The organism is Streptomyces sp. NPDC048196 (assembly GCF_040652715.1).
GTDB classification, from domain to species: Bacteria; Actinomycetota; Actinomycetes; order Streptomycetales; family Streptomycetaceae; genus Streptomyces; species Streptomyces siderophoricus.
In genome coordinates, this window is the sequence record NZ_JBEZMM010000069.1 from 1 (window position 1) to 22541 (window position 22541).

19 protein-coding genes and 2 tRNA genes are annotated in these 22541 nt (G+C 70.4%); 6 read left to right on the forward strand and 15 right to left on the reverse strand.

What is annotated here, in order from left to right; translation table 11 throughout:
* Positions 1-165: 165 nt before the first annotated feature.
* The 3 genes from AB0E02_RS35690 to AB0E02_RS35700 all read right to left on the reverse strand — a co-directional run bounded on the left by AB0E02_RS35690 (position 166) and on the right by AB0E02_RS35700 (position 3560).
* Positions 166-498, reverse strand: a complete 333-nt coding sequence (locus AB0E02_RS35690; RefSeq protein ID WP_030812993.1) for a DUF4233 domain-containing protein — start codon at positions 496-498, stop codon at positions 166-168.
* A 2-nt stretch (positions 499-500) separates the two neighbouring features.
* Positions 501-2015 (reverse strand): folylpolyglutamate synthase/dihydrofolate synthase family protein, encoded by a 1515-nt coding sequence (locus AB0E02_RS35695; RefSeq protein ID WP_362147729.1) that lies wholly within the window; start codon positions 2013-2015, stop codon positions 501-503.
* Between the two features lie 90 nt (positions 2016-2105).
* Positions 2106-3560 (reverse strand): penicillin-binding transpeptidase domain-containing protein, encoded by a 1455-nt coding sequence (locus AB0E02_RS35700; RefSeq protein WP_362147732.1) that lies wholly within the window; start codon positions 3558-3560, stop codon positions 2106-2108.
* A gap of 316 nt (positions 3561-3876) precedes the next feature.
* Here AB0E02_RS35700 and AB0E02_RS35705 point away from each other — a divergent pair, with 316 nt between their 5' ends.
* Positions 3877-5058 (forward strand): hypothetical protein, encoded by a 1182-nt coding sequence (locus tag AB0E02_RS35705; protein ID WP_362147787.1) that lies wholly within the window; start codon positions 3877-3879, stop codon positions 5056-5058.
* Here the strand turns inward: AB0E02_RS35705 and AB0E02_RS35710 are convergent.
* Positions 5024-7645 carry a valine--tRNA ligase gene (locus AB0E02_RS35710; protein ID WP_362147736.1) on the reverse strand — a complete coding sequence of 874 codons (2622 nt, stop codon included), beginning with the start codon at positions 7643-7645 and terminating at the stop codon, positions 5024-5026. The two genes, AB0E02_RS35705 and AB0E02_RS35710, sit on opposite strands and share 35 nt — an antisense overlap.
* Before the next feature lie 149 nt (positions 7646-7794).
* Here AB0E02_RS35710 and AB0E02_RS35715 point away from each other — a divergent pair, with 149 nt between their 5' ends.
* Positions 7795-8742, forward strand: coding sequence for a hypothetical protein (locus AB0E02_RS35715; RefSeq protein ID WP_362147739.1), 948 nt, complete (start codon positions 7795-7797; stop codon positions 8740-8742).
* A gap of 119 nt (positions 8743-8861) precedes the next feature.
* Here AB0E02_RS35715 and clpX read toward each other — a convergent pair whose 3' ends face one another.
* The 5 genes from clpX to AB0E02_RS35740 all read right to left on the reverse strand — a co-directional run bounded on the left by clpX (position 8862) and on the right by AB0E02_RS35740 (position 13644).
* The gene (gene clpX, locus AB0E02_RS35720; RefSeq protein ID WP_030415515.1) at positions 8862-10145 is read right to left on the reverse strand and encodes an ATP-dependent Clp protease ATP-binding subunit ClpX; all 1284 of its coding nucleotides are present in this window, start codon (positions 10143-10145) and stop codon (positions 8862-8864) included.
* Positions 10146-10316: 171 nt separating this feature from the next.
* Positions 10317-10994: an ATP-dependent Clp protease proteolytic subunit gene (locus AB0E02_RS35725; RefSeq protein WP_030415516.1), complete on the reverse strand. Its 678-nt coding sequence runs from the start codon at positions 10992-10994 to the stop codon at positions 10317-10319.
* Between the two features lie 67 nt (positions 10995-11061).
* Complete coding sequence (locus AB0E02_RS35730; RefSeq protein WP_030415517.1) at positions 11062-11664, reverse strand: ATP-dependent Clp protease proteolytic subunit; 603 nt, start codon at positions 11662-11664, stop codon at positions 11062-11064.
* Positions 11665-11961: 297 nt separating this feature from the next.
* Positions 11962-13338, reverse strand: coding sequence for a trigger factor (tig, locus tag AB0E02_RS35735; RefSeq protein WP_362147743.1), 1377 nt, complete (start codon positions 13336-13338; stop codon positions 11962-11964).
* Between the two features lie 229 nt (positions 13339-13567).
* Positions 13568-13644 (reverse strand) — tRNA-Pro (locus tag AB0E02_RS35740).
* 216 nt (positions 13645-13860) lie between these two features.
* Between AB0E02_RS35740 and AB0E02_RS35745 the strand changes: the two genes are divergently transcribed.
* Both AB0E02_RS35745 and AB0E02_RS35750 read left to right on the forward strand, forming a co-directional pair.
* Positions 13861-13931: transfer RNA gene (locus AB0E02_RS35745), tRNA-Gly, on the forward strand.
* A gap of 107 nt (positions 13932-14038) precedes the next feature.
* A complete protein-coding gene (locus tag AB0E02_RS35750; protein ID WP_362147746.1) occupies positions 14039-14419 on the forward strand; it encodes an arsenate reductase family protein in 381 nt (126 codons plus the stop codon).
* Positions 14420-14518: 99 nt separating this feature from the next.
* Here the strand turns inward: AB0E02_RS35750 and AB0E02_RS35755 are convergent, their stop codons facing one another.
* On the reverse strand, positions 14519-14713 hold the full coding sequence (locus AB0E02_RS35755; protein ID WP_030415520.1) for a hypothetical protein: 195 nt from the start codon (positions 14711-14713) through the stop codon (positions 14519-14521).
* 583 nt (positions 14714-15296) lie between these two features.
* Here AB0E02_RS35755 and AB0E02_RS35760 point away from each other — a divergent pair.
* Positions 15297-16478 (forward strand): acyltransferase family protein, encoded by a 1182-nt coding sequence (locus AB0E02_RS35760; protein ID WP_362147749.1) that lies wholly within the window; start codon positions 15297-15299, stop codon positions 16476-16478.
* On the opposite strand, the gene AB0E02_RS35765 is transcribed toward AB0E02_RS35760, so the two are convergent.
* The 4 genes from AB0E02_RS35765 to AB0E02_RS35780 form a co-directional block, all read right to left on the reverse strand.
* On the reverse strand, positions 16463-17191 hold the full coding sequence (locus AB0E02_RS35765) for an ABC transporter ATP-binding protein (RefSeq protein WP_362147753.1): 729 nt from the start codon (positions 17189-17191) through the stop codon (positions 16463-16465). The two genes, AB0E02_RS35760 and AB0E02_RS35765, sit on opposite strands and share 16 nt — an antisense overlap.
* 164 nt (positions 17192-17355) lie before the next feature.
* Positions 17356-18501, reverse strand: coding sequence for a PP2C family protein-serine/threonine phosphatase (locus AB0E02_RS35770; protein WP_362147756.1), 1146 nt, complete (start codon positions 18499-18501; stop codon positions 17356-17358).
* A 158-nt stretch (positions 18502-18659) separates the two neighbouring features.
* The gene (locus tag AB0E02_RS35775; protein WP_362147759.1) at positions 18660-19478 is read right to left on the reverse strand and encodes a DNA-formamidopyrimidine glycosylase family protein; all 819 of its coding nucleotides are present in this window, start codon (positions 19476-19478) and stop codon (positions 18660-18662) included.
* Between the two features lie 76 nt (positions 19479-19554).
* Complete coding sequence (locus AB0E02_RS35780) at positions 19555-20040, reverse strand: ribose-5-phosphate isomerase (protein WP_362147762.1); 486 nt, start codon at positions 20038-20040, stop codon at positions 19555-19557.
* A gap of 221 nt (positions 20041-20261) precedes the next feature.
* Here AB0E02_RS35780 and AB0E02_RS35785 point away from each other — a divergent pair, with 221 nt between their 5' ends.
* Positions 20262-21674, forward strand: a complete 1413-nt coding sequence (locus AB0E02_RS35785) for an amino acid permease (RefSeq protein WP_362147766.1) — start codon at positions 20262-20264, stop codon at positions 21672-21674.
* Positions 21675-21754: 80 nt separating this feature from the next.
* On the opposite strand, the gene AB0E02_RS35790 is transcribed toward AB0E02_RS35785, so the two are convergent.
* On the reverse strand, positions 21755-22351 hold the full coding sequence (locus AB0E02_RS35790; protein ID WP_362147769.1) for a biotin transporter BioY: 597 nt from the start codon (positions 22349-22351) through the stop codon (positions 21755-21757).
* Positions 22352-22541: the final 190 nt, after the last annotated feature.

Below are 22541 nucleotides of genomic sequence, written 5' to 3' on the forward strand. Positions count from 1 at the left end.
GGCGCAACGGCGAACATCCCCGCGGCGCCGCAGATGGCTACGTGCGGGGGCGCCGCAAGGCGCAACGGCGAGACGCCCCGCGGCGCAGCAGACAGCTACGTGCGGGGCGCCGCAAAGCGCAACGCGAGCAACGACCACGGCGCTGCAGCCGAGTACGTGGGCAAATCAGGCAGCGGCAGCGGCAGCGGCCTTCGCCGCGTCCACCTTGCGGCCGAAGTGGACCGAGGCCCACCACAGGGCGGCGAAGACGGCGCCGAGGAAGAACATCGTGGGGATGACGAAGCCGCTGGCGATGAGGGCGATCTGGAGGGCCCAGCCGAGCTGGACGCCGCCGGGGCGGGTCAGCATGCCGCACAGCAGGAGGCTGAGCAGCATCGCGATGCCGCTGACCGTCCAGATCGTGGCCGTCGGGATGTCCGTCAGCTGCATCGCGACCAGGCCGGCGAAGCCGATCACGAAGAATTCGCCTATCAGAGTGCCCGCGCAGAGCGTGCGCATGGTCAGCCCCTTCCCAGCAGCAGTCGGGCCTCGCCCACCGTGATCACCGAGCCCGCGACCAGCACGCCCGCGCCGGAGAACTCGCCCTCTTCCTCCGCGAGGGTGATCGCCGCCTCCAGGGCGTCGTCGAGCCGCGGTTCGACCTGGACCCGCTCGGCGCCGAAGACCTCCACCGCGACGGCCGCAAGCTCGTCCGGATCCATCGCACGATGGCTGGAATTACGCGTCACGACGATCTCGGCGAAGATCGGCTCGAATGCCTCCAGGACTCCGCGGACGTCCTTGTCGTCGCTGGTGCCGACGACGCCGATCAGCCGGCTGAAGCCGAACGCCTCGGTGACCGCCTCGGCCGCGGCCCGGGCGCCCGCGGGGTTGTGCGCGGCGTCCAGCACGACCGTGGGGCTGCGGCGGACGACCTCCATCCGGCCCGGCGAGGCGACCGCGGCGAACGCGGAGCGGATGGTGTCGATGTCGAGCGTGCGGGCGTGCTCCGAGCCCACGCCGAAGAACGCCTCGACCGCGGCGAGCGCCACCGCGGCGTTGTGCGCCTGGTGGGCGCCGTACAGCGGGAGGAAGATCTCCGGGTACTCGCCGCCCAGGCCGCGCAGCGTCAGCATCTGCCCGCCGACGGCGACCTCACGGGAGAGCACCCCGAACTCCATGCCCTCACGGGCGACCGTGGCGTCCACCTCGACCGCGCGCTTGAGCATCACCGACGCCGCGTCGACCGGCTGCTGGGCCAGCACGACCGTGGCGTCCTTCTTGATGATCCCGGACTTCTCACCGGCGATCTGCTCGGGCGTCTCGCCGAGGCGGTCGGTGTGGTCCAGGGAGATGGGGGTGACCACGGCGACGTCGCCGTCGATCACGTTCGTCGCGTCCCAGGTGCCGCCCATGCCGACCTCGACGACCGCGACGTCCACCGGGGCGTCCGCGAAGGCGGCGAAGGCCATGGCCGTCAGCACCTCGAAGAACGACAGGCGGTACTCCTGCTGGCCGTCGATCATCTCCAGGTAGGGCGCGATGTCCTGGTACGTCTCGATGAAGCGCTCGGCGGAGATCGGGCTGCCGTCCAGGCTGATCCGCTCGGTGATCGACTGGACGTGCGGGCTGGTGTACCGGCCGGTGCGCAGGTCGAAGGCGCCCAGCAGCGCCTCGATCATGCGGGCGGTGCTGGTCTTGCCGTTCGTGCCGGTGATGTGGATGGACGGGTACGCCCGCTGGGGCGAGCCCAGGACGTCCAGCAGCGCCACGATCCGCTTCACCGACGGGTCGAGCTTGGTCTCGCCCCAGCGGCCCGCCAGCTCTTCCTCGACGGCCCGCAGCGCGCGGTCGACCTCGGGGTCGGCCGGCCGGGCGGGGATCGGGTCCCCCTGCGGCGGTCCCGCCTGGGCGCGCAGGGTCCGGCTGCCGGCCTCGATCACCGCCAGGTCGGGGTCTCTGTCGGTCTCCGCCTCGACCATTTCGTCGAAGGCGTCGGTCGGGTCGGGGTCGTCGTTTCGGGGGCGCTCGCTCACGACGACAAGTCTACGAGGCACCTGTGACAGCGCCGCGCTGCGTCGCCCCCGCCCGCCGCGCGCCGCGCCGGCCCGCCGGTAGCTCCCCGGCTAGCCCAGTGCCGCCTTCATCATCGCCCGCGCCACCGGGGCCGCCAGTCCGTTGCCGGAGACCTCTTCGCGGGCGGCGTGGCCGTCCTCGACCATCACGGCCACCGCCACCTGGTGCCCGTTGCCGTCCTCCGCGTACGAGACGAACCAGGCGTAGGGCGTACCGCTGTTGTCGACGCCGTGCTGGGCGGTGCCGGTCTTGCCGCCGACGGTTAGTCCGCCGATCTTCGCGTTGGAGCCGGTGCCCTGGTCCACCACCGTCTGCATCGCGGACCGCAGCTGGGCGGCGGTGCGGCCCGACATGGTCCGGCCGTCCCGGTACGCCGCCGGTTCGTTCTGCTGGACGGTGTTGCCGCCGCCGTCGGTCAGCCGGTCGACCAGCTGCGGGCTCTTCAGCTCGCCCCCGTTGGCGATGGCCGAGGCGACCATCGCCATCTGGAGCGGGGTCGCCTGGTCGTTGAACTGGCCGATCCCCGACAGTGCGGTCTGCGCCTGGTCCATGTCGTCCGGGTAGACGCTCTTGGCGGCGCGCACCGGGGTGTCCACCTTGCCGTCGTTGAAGCCGAACTTCTCGGCCTGTGCCTTGACCTTGTCCTTGCCCAGGTCGACGGCCATCTTCGCGAACACGGTGTTGCAGGAGTACCGCAGCGCGGTGCGGATGGTCGCGTTCTTGCAGGGCGCGGCGGTGTTCTCGTTCTTCAGCGTGGTGTGGGTGTGCGGGAGGGTGTACGGGTCGGGGCTGTCGGTGTGCTCGTCGACCGAGGAGTACCGGCCGTTCTCCAGCGCGGCCGCGGCGACCACCAGCTTGAAGGTGGAGCCGGGCGGCAGCGGCTGCCGCAGTGCCCGGTTGACCTCGGGGTGGTCGGGGTTGCCGGACATCCGCTGCCACGCCTTCTGGTCGGCGGCGGAGGACCCGGCGAACTTCCCCGGGTCGTACGACGGGGTGCTGACCATGCCGAGGATGCGCCCGGTGGCCGGATCGAGGGCGACGGCTGCGCCCTTCTTGCCGCCCAGCGCCTGATAGCCGGCCTTCTGCACCTTGGGGTCGATGGTGGTGGCCACGTCGCCGCCCTTGGCGCGGGTGCGGGTCAGTGCGTCGGCGGGGCTCTGCAGCCGGCTGTCGGAGCCGTCGAGGAGGTCGCCGTAGAGGCTCTCCAGCTGGTTGCTGCCGAAGATCTGCGAGGTGAAGCCGGTCACCGGGGCGTAGAGCGAACCGTCCTGGTAGGTGCGCTTGTACTTGAGGGTGGAAGAGGTGGCGGCGGAGCCGGTGACCGGCTCGCCACCGACGAGGATGTTGCCCAGCGGCGCCGCGTACTTGCCGATGGCCACCCGAGGGTTGTGCGAGTCCTCCTTGTAGTCACTGGCCTTCGCGCCCTGGAGCCAGGTGGCCCAGCCCATCAGTGCGAGTATCAGGGCGAGGCAGAACACCGAGACCCGGCGCAGTGGCTTGTTCATGGGGCGCGGCTCCTGGGACGGGGCGGGCGGTCTCCGCCGGACTCCGGCAATCCGGCGCTCCGGCATCCGGCATCGGGCATTCCGGTCCACCGTGCCTCTCCTTCATGAGAACGCGATGAGAACGGTCTTAACGGGCCGAATCGGCCGGACCTGCCCGGCCGGGACAACTTTCTGCCCCGCTTCGCCCTCTTCCACGGCGGGCTGTGCGGCTCCCCCGCACCCCGGAGGCGCCAGCACGGCCCACGGGAGCGCGCAACAGGACGACGGCGAACGGGAAAGCAGGAGCTGAACAGGCGTGCCGGCAATCAGTCAGCGGATGCATTTGGTGCTGCTCACCGCCTGGACCACCCTGTGGTTCGCGGTCGTCGAACCGCACGGCGGGTTCTCCTGGCACTACCTGCGGACCGGCGGCGAGCTGATCTACCAGGGCACCGCGGGCGACGGCACCGGCGGCCTCAACCTCTACGCGCACCACCCCGAGCTCCAGATGGGCCCGATCAGCTTTCTGACCGCCGGGCTGTTCAACCCGTTCCCCGAGGCCACCGGCCAGTTCCTCGCCGCGGCCCTGATGTCGCTGCTCGGTCTGGTCATAGTGGTCCTGGCCGGACGCAGCGCGGCCCACCACTTCCTGGGCACCGGCACCAACCACCAGCGGCTGCGGCAGCGCGTCCTGATCGCCGGGCTGGCCTTCATCCCGATGTGGATCGAGGTCGCGGTCCGCTTCGGGCACCTCGACGACGTCCTCGCCCTGTTCTTCACCGCCCTCGCGGTACGCGCCGTCACCCGCGGCGACGCCGCCCTCACCGGCGCTTTCCTGGCCCTGGCGATGGATTCCAAGCCCACCGCCCTGGCCTTCGTCCCGCTGCTGCTCGCGCTGCCGCGGGAGAAGTGGCTGCGGGCCGGCCTGTGGTGCGCGGGCCTGGTGGCCGTCGCCTGGCTGCCGTTCTTCCTCGGCGATCCGCAGTCGTTCGCCGCGGCGAAGTTCGCCATCCCCAATCATCCGGCGTCCGCGCTGCGCTGGCTGGGCGTCGGCGATCCGGAGACGCCCGGCTGGGACCGTCCGGCGCAGGCCGCCCTCGGGCTGACGCTGGGCGTGATCGCCGTCTGGCGGGGCCGCTGGGCGGCCGTGGTCCTGCTCGGCGCCAACGCCCGGATCGTCCTCGACCCCAGCGTCTACACGTACTACACGGCGTCTGTGCTGCTCGGCACCCTGCTGTGGGACGTGATCGGCCAGCGCCGTCTGGTGCCGTGGTGGAGCTGGCTCGCGCTGCTGATCCTCTACGGCAGCGTCTTCGCGGTCCCCGACGACTCGGCCCGCGGCCTGATCCGCCTGGGCTTCGTGGCCCTCTCCACGGCGTATGTGCTGCTCTGGCCGGTCCGCGAACGGGGGGAGCGCGGGAGGGGGCGGGGACGGCGCAGGCCCCCCGCCCGTACGGACGAGGGGCCTGCGGTGTGGAACGGTGCTACGCCCGGGGCAGAGCCGCCAGCTGCGCGGTGATCCGCTCGATGTCGGCCTCCGCGGTCCCCAGCCGGCCGCGGATCTTGTCCACGACCTTCTCGGGCGCCTTGGCGAGGAACGCCTCGTTGCCGAGCTTGGCGGTGGCCTGCGCCTTCTCCTTCTCGGCGGCGGCCAGGTCCTTCGTCAGCCGCTTGCGCTCCGCCTCGATGTCGATGGCGCCGGACAGGTCCAGCGCGACCGTGGCGCCCGCGATCGGCAGCGAGGCGGTGGCGTGGAAGCCGTCACCGGCCGGCTGCAGCCGCAGCAGCGCCCGCATCGCGGCCTCGTGCGGCGCCAGCGCCGTACCGGACAGGTCCAGCCGGGCCGGGACCTTCTGGCCGGGCTGCAGCCCCTGGTCGGAGCGGAACCGCCGGACCTCGGTGACGACCTGCTGAACGGTCTCGATCTCCCGCTCCGCGGCCGCGTCGCGGAAGCCCGAGTCCGCGGGCCACTCGGCGATGACGAGCGACTCGCCGCCGGTCAGCGTCGTCCACAGCGTCTCGGTGACGAACGGGACGATCGGGTGCAGCAGCCGCAGCGTGACGTCCAGGACCTCGCCCAGGACCCGGCGCGACGCGTCGGCGGCCGGTCCGCCGGCCATGAAGGTGGTCTTGGACAGCTCGACGTACCAGTCGAAGACCTCGTCCCAGGCGAAGTGGAAGAGGGTGTCCGACAGCTTCGCGAACTGGTAGTCGTCGTAGTACGCGTCGACCTCGGCGACGACCGAGTTCAGCCGGGAGAGGATCCACCGGTCGGTCGCCGACAGCGCTTCTGCGGGCGGGAGTTCGCCCTCCACGGTCGCGCCGTTCATGAGCGCGAAGCGGGTGGCGTTCCAGATCTTGTTGGCGAAGTTGCGGGAGCCCTGGACCCATTCCTCGCCGATCGGCACGTCGACACCCGGGTTGGCGCCGCGGGCGAGGGTGAACCGGACCGCGTCCGATCCGTAGGCGTCCATCCAGTCCAGCGGATTGACCGCATTGCCGAAGGACTTCGACATCTTCTTGCCGAACTGGTCACGGACCATGCCGTGCAGCGCGATGGTGTGGAACGGCGGGGTGCCGTCCATCGCGTACAGCCCGAACATCATCATCCGGGCGACCCAGAAGAACAGGATGTCGTAGCCGGTGACCAGGACGGAGTTCGGGTAGAACTTCTCGACGCCCGGGGTCCGTTCGGGCCAGCCGAGCGTGGAGAACGGCCACAGGCCCGACGAGAACCAGGTGTCCAGGACGTCGGTGTCCTGGTGCCAGCCCGCACCGCTCGGCGGCTCCTCGTCCGGTCCGACGCAGACGACCTCGCCGTTCGGCCCGTACCAGACCGGAATGCGGTGACCCCACCACAACTGCCGGGAAATGCACCAGTCGTGGAGGTTGTCCACCCAGCCGAAGTACCGCGACTCCATCTCCTTGGGGTGGATCGCGACCTTGCCGTCCCGGACCGCGTCCCCGGCCGCCTGCGCCAGCGGGCCGACCTTGACCCACCACTGCATCGACAGCCGCGGCTCGATGGTCGTCTTGCAGCGCGAGCAGTGCCCGACGGAGTGGGTGTACGGGCGCTTCTCGGCGACGATCCGGCCGTCGGCGCGCAGCGCCCCGACGATCGCGGAGCGGGCCTCGAAGCGGTCCAGGCCCTGGAACGGGCCGTGCGCGGTGATGACGCCCCGCTCGTCGAGGACGGCCAGGTTGGCGAGGTTGTGCCGCCGGCCGATCTCGAAGTCGTTCGGGTCGTGCGCCGGGGTGACCTTGACGGCGCCGGTGCCGAACTCCGGGTCGACGTGCTCGTCCGCGACGACCGGGATGCGACGGCCGGTCAGCGGCAACTCGATCTCGGTGCCGACGAGATGGGCGTACCGCTCGTCGTCGGGGTGGACGGCGACCGCGGTGTCACCGAGCATCGTCTCGGCCCGCGTCGTCGCGACGACGATGGACGCGTCGCCCTCGCCGTAGCGGATGGAGACGAGCTCGCCGTCGTCGTCCTGGTACTCCACCTCGATGTCCGAGATGGCGGTCAGACAGCGCGGGCACCAGTTGATGATGCGCTCGGCGCGGTAGATCAGCTCGTCGTCGTAGAGCCGCTTGAAGATCGTCTGGACGGCCTTGGACAGGCCCTCGTCCATCGTGAACCGCTCACGCGACCAGGCAACGCCGTCGCCGAGCCGCCGCATCTGCCCCGAGATCTGGCCGCCGGACTCGTTCTTCCACTGCCAGACCCGCTCGACGAACGCCTCGCGCCCGAGGTCGTGCCGGGAGACACCCTCCTTGGCGAGCTCGCGCTCGACGACGTTCTGGGTGGCGATACCGGCGTGGTCCATGCCCGGCTGCCACAGCGTCTCGTAGCCCTGCATCCGCTTGCGGCGGGTGAGGGCGTCGATCAGCGTGTGCTCGAAGGCGTGGCCCAGGTGGAGGCTGCCGGTGACGTTCGGCGGCGGGATGACGATCGTGTACGGCGGCTTGTCGCTCTTCTCGTCCGCCTCGAAGTAGCCCCGCTCTACCCAGCGCTCGTACAGCGGCCCCTCTACATCGGCCGGCGTGTACTGAGTCGGCAGTTCGGGGTCGCTGTGCTTGCTCTGCTGAGTGTTCTCGGTCACGACGGACAGTGTACGGGCGCCTGTGTACCAGCTTCGAATCGGTTTCGCCCCCGGGGCAACGGCTGTCGGTGGCGTCGTACAGGATGTCGGCAGCGCATAAACATCGCAGAACTTCAACTGTTCTCAGTTGTCACGAGGGGAACCGCTCCATGAGCTTCAACCAGCCGCCTCCCGGCCCGTACGGCCAGCAGCCCCAGCAGCCCGGTCCGTACGGCCAGCCGCAGCAGCCGCCGGTCCCCCAGCCCGGTTACGGCTATCCGCAGCAGGGCGGCCAGGTGCCTCCGCAGCAGGGTTACGGCTACCCCCAGGCGCCCCAGGCGCCCCAGCCCGGTTACGGCTACCCCCAGCAGCCCGCCTACGGCCAGCAGCCCCCGTACGGCGGCCAGCAGACCCCCTACGGCGTCATCCCCCAGGGCCCCGAGGAGTCCGGCGGCAACGGCAAGAAGATCGGCCTGATCATCGGCGCCGTCGCCGTCGTCGCGGCCATCGGCGTCGGCGCGTACTTCGTCTTCGGCTCGGGCGGGGACGTGAAGCCTTACACGATCTCGATGCCGGACAGCCTGCTGAGTGGGCAGTTCTCGAAGGTGGCGACCCCTGGCGCCGGGGGTGCCGGGGGCACCACGGACTTCAGCAACGACAAGGAAGCCAAGGCGCTGGGCATCACCAACGCCAAGGGCGTCAAGGGCAGCTACAAGGCCGACGGCGGGCTGACCATGAGCGTGTACGGCATCTACGGCCAGATCGCCGACCCCGAGGGCACGGTGGGCCAGATGTTCGCCAAGGTCGACGAGGACCAGAAGAAGACCATGGGCAGCGCCAAGGTCGAGGACGTCACCCCGACCACCGAGTACTCCCCCAGTGACTTCGACGGCGCGGTGATGAAGTGCCGCACGCAGAAGTTCACGGTGTCGCAGGCCGGCATGTCCGTGCCCATCACCGCCTCCACCTGCGTCTGGGGCGACAACAGCGCCATCGGCGTCGTCTCGATGGCCGCCGCCCCGTCCGCCTCCGGTGCCACCACCGCCACCACCCCCGGCGCCGAGGAACTCTCCGAGAAGACCGCCAAGGTCCGCAACGAGGTCCGCAAGGAGAAGTAGCCGACGCCCGGTGCGCCGTTTGTGGGGGACGGCGGCACGGAAGCGCGCCCGTTACACACGAGAGCCGCCCGGCAGCGAAGGTTTCGCTGCCGGGCGGCTCTCGTCACGTATACGGCCGCCTACGCGCTCTTCTCCTGGGGCTCGCCCGAGTCGCCGCGGGTGCGGGGGACGAGGGTGGGGTTCACGTTGGAGTGGACGACGTCCTCGGTGATGACGACGCGGGCGACGTCCTTGCGGGACGGGATCTCGTACATCACCGCCTGGAGGACCTCCTCCATGATGGCGCGCAGGCCGCGGGCGCCGGTGCCGCGGAGGATGGCCTGGTCGGCGATGGCCTCCAGGGCCGGGCGGTCGAAGTCGAGCTCCACACCGTCGAGTTCGAAGAGGCGCTTGTACTGCTTGACGAGCGCGTTGCGCGGCTCGACGAGGATCTGCAGGAGCGCCTCGCGGTCGAGGTTGTGGACCGAGGTGAGGACCGGGAGCCGGCCGATGAACTCGGGGATCATGCCGAACTTGACCAGGTCCTCCGGCATGACGTCCTGGAGCTGGTCCTTGGACTCGATCTCCCGCTTGGAGCGGATCGTCGCGCCGAAGCCGATGCCCTTGGCGCCGGACCGGGCCTCGATGATCTTCTCCAGGCCGGCGAACGCACCGCCCACGATGAACAGCACGTTCGTCGTGTCGATCTGGATGAATTCCTGGTGCGGGTGCTTACGGCCGCCCTGGGGCGGGACCGAGGCGGTGGTGCCCTCCAGGATCTTCAGGAGGGCCTGCTGGACGCCCTCGCCGGAGACGTCACGGGTGATCGACGGGTTTTCGCTCTTCCGGGCGACCTTGTCGATCTCGTCGATGTAGATGATGCCGGTCTCGGCCTTCTTGATGTCGAAGTCCGCGGCCTGGATCAGCTTGAGGAGGATGTTCTCGACGTCCTCGCCGACGTAACCGGCCTCCGTCAGGGCGGTGGCGTCGGCGAACGCGAAGGGGACGTTCAGCATCCGGGCGAGGGTCTGCGCGAGCAGGGTCTTGCCGGAGCCGGTGGGGCCGAGCAGCAGGATGTTGGACTTGGCGAGCTCGATGCCGTCGTCGCCGCGGCCGGGGCCGTTCTCGCCCGCCTGGACCCGCTTGTAGTGGTTGTAGACGGCGACCGACAGCGCCTTCTTGGCGGGCTCCTGGCCGACGACGTAGCCGTTCAGGAACTCGTAGATCTCCCGGGGCTTGGGAAGCTCTTCCCAGCGCACCTCGGAGGTCTCGGCGAGCTCCTCCTCGATGATCTCGTTGCAGAGATCGATGCACTCGTCGCAGATGTACACACCAGGTCCCGCGATGAGCTTCTTCACCTGCTTCTGGCTCTTTCCGCAGAATGAGCACTTGAGCAGGTCGCCGCCGTCACCGATGCGTGCCACGAGGTGCTTCCCCTTCGCCTGGGATCCGCATTGCTCCAACGGACCCGGGTGCTTGCCTATCGACGGTACCTTGCCGGGCCCCCCGTACGGGCCCCCCTTGGACCGACTCGGTTCACTCGATCCCGAACCGGTCCAAGGAGGCAACGCTCCGGCGCGTTGTGCGCGAAACCGCTAGCCGATCGAGACGGACGACTTGCGCGTCGAGACGATCTGGTCGACCAGACCGTACGCCAGGGACTCCTCGGCGGTCAGAATCTTGTCACGCTCGATGTCATCGCGGATCTTCTCGATGGGCGTCGAGGAGTGCTTGGCCAGCAGGTCCTCCAGCTGGGTGCGCATCCGCAGGATCTCGTTGGCGGCGATCTCCAGGTCGGAGACCTGACCGCGGCCGGTCTCGCTGTACGGCTGGTGGATCAGCACCCGGGCGTTCGGCAGCGCCATCCGCTTGCCGGGCGTGCCGGCCGCGAGCAGCACGGCCGCGGCGGAGGCCGCCTGGCCCATGCAGACCGTCTGGATGTCCGGCTTCACGAACTGCATCGTGTCGTAGATGGCCGTGAGCGCCGTGAACGAGCCGCCGGGGCTGTTGATGTAGATCGAGATGTCGCGGTCCGGGTCCATCGACTCCAGGCACAGCAGCTGCGCCATGACGTCGTTGGCCGAGGCGTCGTCGATCTGCACGCCGAGGAAGATCACTCGCTCCTCGAACAGCTTCGCGTACGGGTCGTACTCGCGCACACCCTGCGACGTGCGCTCGACGAAGCGCGGGACGATGTAGCGGGACTCCGCGCGGGGGCCGGAAAACTCTGACTCCGGGCGCTGGTAGAGGCCGCTGCCGGGGAAGTTGTTCATCGTGGTGTTCACCGTCCTGGTGGCGATCAAGTGGGCTGGGGTGGCTGAGGGGCGAGTGGTGCGGGGCTCAGGCCCCGGTGCCGCCCCCGCCCGGAACGCCGGCGGCGGAGGTCATCACTTCGTCGATGAGGCCGTACTCCTTGGCCTCGTCGGCGGAGAACCAGCGGTCGCGGTCGGAGTCCTGGGTGATCCGCTCGACCGTCTGACCGGTGTGGAAGGCCGTCAACTCCGCCATCCGCTTCTTGGTGTGCAGCAGCCGCTCGGCGTGGATCTTGATGTCCGACGCGGAGCCGGCCAGGCCCGCGGAGGGCTGGTGGATGAGGATCTCGGCGTTCGGCAGCGCGAAGCGCTTGCCCGGGGTGCCGGCGCTCAGCAGGAACTGGCCCATGGAGGCCGCGAGGCCCATCGCGATCGTCACCACGTCGTTCTTGATGTACTGCATGGTGTCGTAGATCGCCAAGCCGGCCGAGATCGAGCCGCCCGGGGAGTTGATGTAGAGGAAGATGTCCTTGTCCGGGTCCGCGGCGAGGAGAAGCAGCTGCGCGGTGATCTTGTTGGCGATGTCGTCGTCGACCGGCTGGCCGAGGAAGATGATCCGCTCGCCGAGCAGCCGGTTGTAGACCTGGTCGCCGAGGCCACCGAAGGTCGGCTCAGCGGCGGCGGAAGGCATCGGGATCGTCACGTGTCCACCTGCTCGTTGTCGGACGGCTCAGGGCCGTCACAGCGTCGTCTTCTGGGGCGCGGGGATTCGGGCGCCGTGTGTCGCCCCGGCGCGGTTTCAGGGACTCCCCTGCCCTCGTATCTACGGACCCTAACGCGCAGGTCGGACAACGCCATCCCGCATTGTCAACTGTTCGCTGTGAGCGCAGGCTCACCGACCGGTACGACGGACGGGCCCGAACACGCGGACGTGCGTGCTCGGGCCCGTTGATCAGTCGTTCTGCGCGGGTCGCGGGACGGCCGGGGCTTACGCCTCGGGCTTCTCGTCCGCAGCCTCGGCACCCTCGGCCTCGACGGTCTCGGCCGTCTCGTCCTCGTCGTCGAGGTCGACGACCTCGCCGTTGGTGTCCTTGACCGTGGCGGCCTCGACGACGACCGCGAGGGCCTTGCCGCGGGCGACCTCACCGACGAGCATCGGCACCTGGCCGCCCTCGACGACGGCCTGGGCGAACTGGTCGGGGGACATGCCGGAGGACTGGGCGCGGCGCATGAGGTGCTCGGTGAGCTCCTCCTGGCTGACGTTCAGCTTCTCCTTGTTGACCAGCTCGTCCAGGATGAACTGGGTCTTGATGCCCTTCTCCGCCTGCTCCTTGGTCTCGGCGTCGAACTCTTCCTCGGTCTTGCCCTGGATCTCCAGGTACTTCGCGAGGTCGAGACCCATCTGGCCGAGCTGGTGGTGCTCCAGGTTGTGCTTGCGGGTCTGGATCTCGTCCGCGAGCAGCTTCTCCGGCATCGGGACCTCGACGAGCTTCAGCAGCTCGTCCAGGACCTTCTCCTGGGCCTGGGTGGCCTGGTCGTACTTCTTCATCTGCGCGAGGCGCTTGCGGCTGTCCGCCTTGAGGTCCTCAAGGGTGTCGAACTCGCTGGCCAGCTGGGCGAAGTCGTCGTCCAGCTCGGGGAGTTCGCGGGCCTTGACCTCGGTGACCTCGACGGTGACCTCGGCCTCCTTGCCCTGGGCGGAGCCGCCCTTGAGCTCGGAGGTGAAGGTGGCGCTGCCGCCGGCCTCCAGGCCCTTGACCGCGTCGTCGATGCCGTCGAGCAGCTCGCCGGAGCCGACGGTGTACGTGACGCCCTCGGCGACGCCGTCCTCCAGGACCTCGCCGTCGACCTTGGCCTCGAGGTTGACGGTCAGCACGTCGCCGTCCTGGGCGGCGCGCTCGACCGGGCTGGTGGACGCGAAGCGCTCACGCAGCTGCTCGACCGACTTGTCGACGTCCTCGTCCGACACCTCGACGGCGTCGACCTCGACCTCGATGCCGGAGTAGTCCGGGATCTCCAGGGTGGGGCGGATGTCGACCTCGGCGGTGAAGTTCAGCGTCTCGCCGTCCTTCAGCTCGGTGATGTCGACCTCGGGCTGGCCGAGGACGTTCAGCTCGGCCTCGTTGACCGCTTCGGTGTAGAACTTCGGGAGCGCGTCGTTGACGGCCTCCTCCAGCACTGCGCCACGGCCGAACCGCTGGTCGATGACGCGCGCCGGGATCTTGCCCTGGCGGAAGCCCTTCACCGTGACCTGCTGGTTGATCTTCTTGTACGCCGCGTCGAGGCTGGGCTTGAGCTCCTCGAAGGGCACCTCGACAGTGAGCCGAACCCGAGTCGGGTTCAGGGTCTCCACGGCGCTCTTCACGGTTCGGTCTCCTTGGGGCTGACTTCTGGGGTTCTGCTTGAGATCCGCCGGCACCCGGCTGATCCGGGCCCTGCCGATCCGCCCGGTACACAGACACACGGGCACGCAGTTTGCATAGTAACCGCAAGGAGGATGACGCCGACAACGGGATCTTGAATGCCCGGCGGTCCGGGCGGGCCCACAGGGGGCCGGGCTCCACCGGACGGGCCCGGTCGGACAGAGGTCCTACTGGTCGGGGTGGCCGGATTCGAACCGACGACCTTCCGCTCCCAAAGCGGACGCGCTACCAAGCTGCGCCACACCCCGTCGGTGCGACACGTAGGGTACATGGCCGGACGCGGTACGGCTGCCAGTTATTGCGAGGCCGGGGCGGCAGAGAGAAGGACGGCCGGCGGTCGGCGCGCGGAACACCCGCGCCGGCGTACGCGGCACGGGGCGCCGTCCGCGGGAAGGGGTGTGCGGGACACCGCCGCGACCCGCTAGGATGCACTGCGTGCCGAGGTCCGACGACCTGTGGCGCCTGCGGGCGTAGCTCAATGGTAGAGCCCTAGTCTTCCAAACTAGCTACGCGGGTTCGATTCCCGTCGCCCGCTCTTGAGGAAAAGCCCCGGACCGATCGGCCCGGGGCTTTTCGCTTTCCGCATTCCGGAACGGCCGGGGCTTCATGCGACCGGCGCGGCGGCTTCCATAAAGTGGCCGGATGGAGATCTGGCTCAATCCCGCATGTTCCAAGTGCCGCTCCGCGGTCGACATCCTGAACGGGGAAGGCGCGCAGTACACGGTCCGCCGGTACCTCGACGATCCGCCGAGCGCGGAGGAACTCCGTGCGGTCCTGACCCGGCTGGGCCTGGAACCGTGGGACATCACCCGCACCCAGGAGGCCGAGGCGAAGGAGCTGGGGCTCGGCGGGTGGGAGCGCACCGAGGCCGCGCGCGAGCGGTGGATCGCGGCGCTGGCGGGTCATCCCCGGCTGATCCAGCGGCCGATCATCACCGCGGACGACGGTTCGGCGGTGGTGGGCCGCAGCGAGGAGGCCGTACGCGAGGCGATGGCGCGGACCGGGGGCGAACAGGACCTCTGAACGTCGTGAGCCTTGAGGGGCCTTGTGGGCCTTGAGGGGCCTGGTGGGCGTGAGGGACGTCCGGGCGGCCGGCCGGATGACGTCCGGGCGTCCGGACGCCTAGAAGGTGATGTGGTTGATGGTGTCCGCCAGGGAGTTGAGGAACCTGTTGATGGACGGCGCCATGCCGGTGGAGGCGAGGAAGAAGCCGAACAGTATGGCGACGAGCGCCGGGCCCGCCTTGATCGACTTTCCTCTGATCAGCACGATCAGGATGATCCCCAACAGCAGCACAACTGACAGCGACAGAGCCACACTGATCACACCCTTGGTCGGAACGCCTCACCGGCCCGGGAGCATGCCGCGCACACCCCCCGGCACCCATCGTGCCACCAACTCCATGCCCACTGCAGGCCGGTGACGAATCATCGGCCAACGCTTTGCCCGATTCCGGCCGCCGGCGCCGCAGGGGCCGGGCCGCGTACCGGCCTCGTGACGACTCCCGCCTTCCCCCTCCCCCGGCGCCCCTCCCCCGCAATTTGCGGGCCGTGGGATTCCGCGATCATTCGCGATCACTCTCCGCACCCTTCGGGAATTGTTTATCCGTGAGTTCCGCCACTGTTTTACGGGCATGGCGGAGAGCATCACTACGGGGGATGAGGCGGCGCCGCACAGCACCATGAAAGTGGACATTTCCTCGGCGTCGTTCTCAGGGGATATGACCAGATTTGAGGGTATCAAGTGCGGCAAAAGGGGCGGCGGAGTGGTGACGGAGTCCCGTCAACGACCCGCCCCCTGCGGTGTTTATCCAGGTCATATCGATGGGCCCGTCGGATGAAATAGCGAAGGGCGTGGCGACGGTTTTACGCATTCGCCGGGCACCGCTATCGTGCCTGGAATGTTTCCCGCTGCCCCCACACCGCGACGCGTGCTCCCGCCTGCCCGGGAGGCGGCGGGTACGGACGGGTCCGGCCGTACGGAGTCCGCCGAGCAGCCGGCGGGGGCACCGGCGCCCCCGTCGAAGAGCGGGGGGCGGAACCCCTTCTTCGACAACGCGAAGTACCTGGCCATCGTGCTGGTGGCGATGGGGCACGCCTGGGAGCCGCTGACCGACGGCAGCCGCGCCGCCGAGGCGCTCTACATGACCGTCTACACCTTCCACATGCCGGCCTTCATCATCATCTCCGGCTACTTCTCCCGCAGCTTCGACATGCGCCGGGACCGGCTGCAGCGGCTGGTCACCGGGGTCGCCGTGCCGTATGTGCTCTTCGAGACCGCCTACGCGTTCTTCAAGCGCTGGGCGGACGACGATCCGGGGCATCCGATCAGCCTGCTCGACCCCTGGTTCCTCACCTGGTTCCTGATCGCCCTGTTCATCTGGCGGCTGACCACGCCGCTGTGGAAGGTCGTGCGCTGGCCGATTCCGCTCGCGGTGGTCATCGCCGTCCTCGCGTCGATCTCGCCGGACATCGGTGACGACCTGGACCTCCAGCGGGTGCTGCAGTTCCTGCCGTTCTTCGTGCTGGGGCTGTCGCTGCGGCCGGAGCACTTCCGGCTCGTCCAGCGGCGGGCGGTCCGGATCGCGTCCGTGCCGATCTTCGCGGCGGCGCTGGTGATGGCCTATTGGGCGGCGCCGCGGATGAGCTCGGCGTGGTTCTACCACCGCGACAGCGCCCAGGAGCTGGGCACCACCTGGTGGGTCGGCATCGTGATGACGCTGGCGCTCTTCGGCTGCTCGATGGTGCTGGTGGCCTGCTTCTTCTCCTGGGTGCCGACGCGGCGGACCTGGTTCACGGTGCTGGGCGCCGGGACGCTGTACGGCTATCTGCTGCACGGCTTCCTGGCGAAGGGCTCGCGGTTCTGGGGCTGGTTCGACGACTACTCCTGGCTGCACTCGCCGCTCGGCGAGATCGCGGTCACGCTGCTCGCGGGCGGCATCGTGACGGCGCTGTGCACGCCGCCGGTCCGCAAGGTCTTCCGGTTCGCGATGGAACCGACCATGGACTGGGCGTTCCGCAAGCCGGCCGACCGGCCGGCGCCCGCGGTGCCCCGGCAGCAGCAGCCTCAGTCCCCCGCCTGACGGGCCCCGGGGAGCAGGCGGTCGGTGAGCGTGCCCCCGGTGAGGACGAGGATCTGGTCGGCGCGGGCGGCGGCCACCGGGTCGTGGGTGACCATGACGACCGTGGTGCCGAGGGTGTCGACGGCGTGCCGGAGCAGGCCGAGCACCTCGGCGGCGGTGGCGGTGTCCAGGGCGCCGGTGGGCTCGTCGGCGAAGAGCACGTCGGGTGCGGTGACCAGGGCGCGGGCGAGCGCGACGCGCTGCTGCTGACCCCCGGAGAGCCGGCCCGGGCGGCGGTGGGCGTGGTCGGCGAGGCCCACCCGGGCGAGGACGTCGGCCGCCCGGCGGCGGTCCGGGCGCTGTCCGGCCAGGCGCATCGGCAGCAGGACGTTGTCCTCGACGGTGAGGGCCGGCAGCAGGTTGTACCCCTGGAAGACGAAGCCCAGTCGGCTGCGGCGCAGGGCGGTGAGGCGGCGCTCACTCATTCGGCTGATTTCCGTGCCGGCGAGTCGTACGGACCCGGAGGTGGGGCGGTCCAGGCCGGCCGCGCACTGCAGGAGGGTCGACTTGCCGGATCCCGAGGGGCCCGTGACGGCGGTGAACGAGCCGCGCGGCAGCGTCAGATCGATACCGCGCAGGGCGTGGACGGCGGCCGGGCCGCGGCCGTACCGGCGCCGTACGCCGCGCAGTTCGACGGCGGGTGCGGAGGTGGGCGGGGGTGCGGTCGGGGGCATGGTGGGGCGCTCCGTGGTGTCCGGTGGGTGCTCGGCCGGGCCGTCGTGGCGGCCGGTGGCGTCGGTTCACCGTAGGGAGCCGGGGGTCTGCCGGGCCATGGGGAGGGCCGCAGGGCCGGGCTGGGGGAAACCCCACCGGGGAGCCTTGGCCGCCCCTCGGGGCGTCAGGCGTCGCGGCAGATCAGGAGCAGGGCGCGGTCGTCGTTGACGTCCTTGGCGACGGCCTCGATCAGGTGCCACGCGGCGCCGGCGAAGCCGCTGGCGACGTAGCGGTCCGCCTCGCCGGTGAGGCGGTCGATGCCCTCGGCGATGTCGCGGTCGGCGGCCTCGACCAGGCCGTCGGTGAAGAGCATCAGGACGTCGCCGGGCCGCAGGGTGCCCTTGACCGGGTCGAACTGGGCGCCGTCGTAGACGCCGAGCAGCGGCCCGTCCCCCGCCTTCTCCTCCCAGCGGCCGCTGCCGGCGCTGAGCTGGAGGGCCGGCAGGTGGCCCGCGGAGAGGAGTTCGTAGTCGCCGGATTCGAGGTCGAGGACGAGGTGGATGGAGGTGGCGAAGCCCTCGTCCCAGTCCTGGCGGAGGAGATAGCCGTTGGCCGCCGGGAGGAAGCCGTGCGGCGGGAGGGAGCCGAGCAGGCCGCCGAAGGCGCCGGAGAGCAGCAGGGCGCGGGAGGCGGCGTCCATGCCCTTGCCGGAGACGTCGGTGAGGACGACTTCGAGGATGTTGCCGCCGTGTGTGCGGGAGGCCACGACGAAGTCGCCGGAGAAGGACTGGCCGCCGGCCGGGCGGAGCGCCATCTCGTGGTGCCAGCCCTTGGGGAGCCGGGGCAGTTTGCTCTGCACCCGGATGCGTTCGCGCAGGTCGAAGAGCATGGTGCCGCCGCGCCGCCAGGGCACGCCGACGCGGCTGCGGAACTGGGCGATGAGCAGGCCGAAGAGCCCGACGGCGGCGACGACCAGGACGGTGCCCGGGGTGATCCGGTCGGGGCCTTCCTCGTACGGGCCGAAGAGCGCGGCCTCGACGACGAGGGCGGCGGCGGAGGCGCCGTAGAGGACGAGGAGGTTGGCGGGGCGGAGGAGCAGGCCGCCGGCGATGACGGGGAGGACCAGGGCGACCGGGGCGATCCATTCGGGGCGCCAGAGGGTGCCGGCGGCGATGGCGGGGATGGCGAACAGCAGGGCGGCCAGCGCGAAGAGGTCGGAGCCCTCGCCGCGGAAGTAGTCGACCCCGGCCTTGCGCACGCCGACGCGGGCCCGGTGCAGACCTTTGTGCACCCGGGCCGTCAGGGTTTCGGTTCCCGGGCCACTCGTCATCGCTCTGGGACCTTATCCACCCGTTCGGCGGCGCGTCGATTCGCCGCACGTCGCCCCGGCCAATTGCGCGGAAACCCTGTTCGAAATGCGGTCGCGCGGCCGGGGAACGTCCGATGAGCCGTGGTGGGAGGGGGTGTGGGGCGGCGCGATCGCGGGTATTACGCGGCGCCGCCGGCCGGTTGGCAGCCCGGGCACCAGAAGAGGTTGCGGGCGGCGAGGCCGGCGGTGCGGATCTCGGTGCCGCAGATGTGGCAGTCCTGCAGGGCGCGGCGGTAGACGTAGACCTCGCCGCCGTGGTCGTCGACGCGGGGCGGGCGGCCCATGGCCTCGGGGGTGTGCTCCGGGCGGACGGTGTCGATGCGGTTGTGGCGGACGCCTTCGCGCATGAGGGCGACCAGGTCGGACCAGATGGCGTCCCACTGTGTGCGGGTGAGGTCGCGGCCGGCGCGGTACGGGTCGATGCCGTGGCGGAAGAGGACCTCCGCGCGGTAGACGTTGCCGACCCCGGCGATGATCTTCTGGTCGAGGAGCAGCGCCGCGATGGTGGTCCGGCTGCGGGAGATCCGCTGCCAGGCGCGGCCGCCGTCGTCCTCGGGGCGCAGCGGGTCGGGGCCGAGCCGGTCGTGTATGGCGTGCTTCTCGGCGTCGGTGATCAGTGCGCAGGTGGTGGGGCCGCGCAGGTCGGCGTAGGAGTCGGTGTTCGCCAGCCGCAGTCGGACGGTGTCGGTGGGCGGTGGGGCGGGGGCGGTGCCGAAGCCGAGCTTGCCGAAGAGGCCGAGGTGGATGTGGATCCAGCGCGGGCCGAAGCCGAGGAAGAGGTGCTTGCCGTGTGCCTCGGTGGTTTCGAGCACCTGGTGGTCGACGAGGGCCGCGCCGTCGGAGAACTTGCCCTGAGGGCTGGTCGCCCGGACCTGCTGCCCCTGGAAGCGCTCGGCGTAGTCCGCGGCGAGGCGGTGGATGGTGTGGCCCTCGGGCACGGCGGGTCCTCCGGTGGGCGCGCCCGCCCTCCCCGGGGCGGCGGGGCGGGCGGGCGGCGGCGACGAACGGGCGGGGTCAGCCCTGCGGGTGGTGTGCGGGGATGGCCGGGAGGTCGCCGGTGGTCTCGTACGCGGAGAGCATCTCGATGCGGCGGGTGTGCCGCTCCTCGCCGGAGTAGGGGGTGGCCAGGAAGACCTCGATGAACTTGGTCGCCTCGTCCTGGGTGTGCATCCGGCCGCCGACGGAGATGACGTTGGCGTTGTTGTGCTCGCGGCCGAGCTTGGCGGTTTCCTCGCTCCAGGCCAGCGCGGCCCGTACGCCCTTGACCTTGTTGGCGGCGATCTGCTCGCCGTTGCCGGAGCCGCCGATCACGATGCCGAGGCCGTCCGGGTCGGCGGCGGTCTTCTCCGCGGCGCGGAGGCAGAACGGCGGGTAGTCGTCCTGGGCGTCGTAGATGTGGGGACCGCAGTCGACGGGCTCGTGGCCGTGGGCCTTGAGCCACTCGACGAGGTGGTTCTTGAGTTCGAAGCCGGCATGGTCGGAACCGAGGTACACGCGCATGCGATGAGTGTGACACGCACCGTCCGGGGTAGGCGCCGCCGGGTCCGCCGGTGGTGAGGGCTCCGGATCGGCCCGGGGACCCGCGGGTGCCTTCCGTCCACATGTGAGAGACGTCACTGTCCAGTGATTCGAGCAACAAACCTGGATTGGACCTTCCAATCATTGGGCTGACGGAGATCTCATGGGGGAGTTCCTTCCCCGAACCACAAAGGACGGTGCACATGGGTGCGCACCCGCCGGACGGCCTGCAGGCAGGTCTGAAGAACCGCCATTTGTCGATGATCGCCATCGGCGGGGTGATCGGTGCCGGGCTGTTCGTCGGCTCCGGGGCCGGTATCGCGGCCGCCGGGCCGGGCATCCTGCTCTCCTACGCGCTGACCGGGCTGCTGGTCGTGCTGGTGATGCGGATGCTGGGCGAGATGGCCGCGGCCTCACCGACGTCGGGGTCGTTCTCGGCGTACGCGGACCGGGCGCTGGGCCGCTGGGCAGGGTTCACGATCGGCTGGCTGTACTGGTTCTTCTGGTCGGTGGTGCTGGCCGTCGAGGCGACCGCGGCCGGCGCGATCCTCACCGGGTGGGTCCCGGCCGTCCCGCAGTGGGCCTGGGCGCTGCTGGTGATGATCGTGCTGACCGGCACCAATCTGATCTCGGTGGGCTCGTTCGGCGAGTTCGAGTTCTGGTTCGCCGGGATCAAGGTCGTGGCGATCGTGGTGTTCATCGTGGTCGGCGCGCTGGCGATCTTCGGGCTGCCGCCGGGGGACGGCGCGGTGGGGACGACGAACCTGACCGGGCACGGCGGGTTCCTGCCGCACGGCCCGGGCGCGATCCTCTCCGGCATGCTGCTGGTGGTCTTCTCCTTCATGGGCAGCGAGATCGTCACGCTGGCGGCGGGCGAGTCGCCCAACCCGGTGCAGGCCGTGCGCAAGGCCGTCAACAGCGTCATCTGGCGGATCGCGCTGTTCTACCTGGGCTCGATCGCGGTGATCGTGACGCTGCTGCCGTGGAACGACCCGGCGGTGGCCAAGAGCCCGTACGTGGCGGTGCTGAAGTCGCTGGACATCCCGTACGCGGGCACCGTGATGGACGTCGTGGTGCTGACCGCGGTGCTGTCCTGTCTGAACTCCGGGCTGTACACCGCCTCGCGGATGGCGTTCTCGCTCGGCCAGCGGGGCGACGCGCCGAAGTCGTTCGCGAGGGTCAACAAGGGCGGGGTGCCGGCGGTGGCGATCTGGGCATCGGTCGCCTTCGGCTTCGTCGCGACGATCTTCAGCTACACGTCGAAGGACACGGTCTTCCAGTTCCTGCTGAACTCCTCGGGCGCGGTCGCGCTGTTCGTGTGGCTGGTCATCTGCTTCTCGCAGCTGCGGATGCGCCGGACGCTGGAGCGGGAGACGCCGGAGCGGCTGACCGTGCGGATGTGGCTGTACCCGTGGCTGACGTACGCGACGATCGCGCTGATCGTGTTCGTGGTGGGCTACATGTTCTACGACCCGGACGGCCGGGAGCAGATGGTGCTGTCGGTGGTCGCGGCCGTGGTGGTGCTGGCGGTCGGGCTGGTGCTGGAGCGGCGACGGGGGCGGGAGAAGCAGGTGGTGGAGCCCGCCGAGGCCGTCGGGACTGCCGACCGCGCGTAACGGGCGGGACGAAAGGGCAAGGGCGGGGCCCGCACCGGGATCGGTGCGGGCCCCGCCCTTCGTCGTCGTCCGGCCGGCGGTCAGTCGCGGCGGCCGGCGAGCTTCCACGCGGTCGGCAGCGCGCCCATGGCCAGCGCGGCCTTGAGGGCGTCGCCGAACAGGAAGGGGACGAGGCCGACGGCGACGGCCTTGTCGAGCGACATGCCGGTGCTCAGCGCGAGGTAGGGCACGCCGAGGGCGTAGATCACGGCGGTGCCGGCGGCCATCGTGGCGGCGGTGCGCAGCGCCCCGCGGTCCCCGCCGCGCCGGGCCAGCGCACCGACCAGGCCGGAGGCGAGCAGCATGCCGACGATGTAGCCGAAGGTGGGGCTGGCGAAGCCGGAGGCGCCGCCGGCGAACCAGGGCATGCCCGCCATGCCCGCCAGGGCGTACAGGGCCAGGGAGAGCAGACCGCGGCGGGCGCCCAGCGCGGTGCCGACCAGGAGGGCGGCGAAGGTCTGGCCGGTGACCGGGACCGGGGAGCCCGGGACCGGGACGGCGATCTGCGCCGCGAGGCCGGTGAGCACGGCGCCGCCGGCGACCAGCGCGGCGTCGCGGACGCGGGCGCGGGAGGCGGTGGTGGCCGGCAGCAGGTCGGCCAGGACGGTACCGGTACGGGTGAGGGCGGCGGTGCTCATCAGGACTCCGCGGGTGTGTGAGGGATCGGAACGGGTCGGGACGGTGTGACGTTAGTCCAGCGGGCGGCCGCTGATCATCGTGTGGCGGCGACAAAGCCGCGGTGGCCCGCTTGGAGACTTCCGAACAACCGCCAGAATGCCCGGCCCTGTTGGTGCGTGCGGCGTCTTTGCAGGTCACGTGATGCTCGTC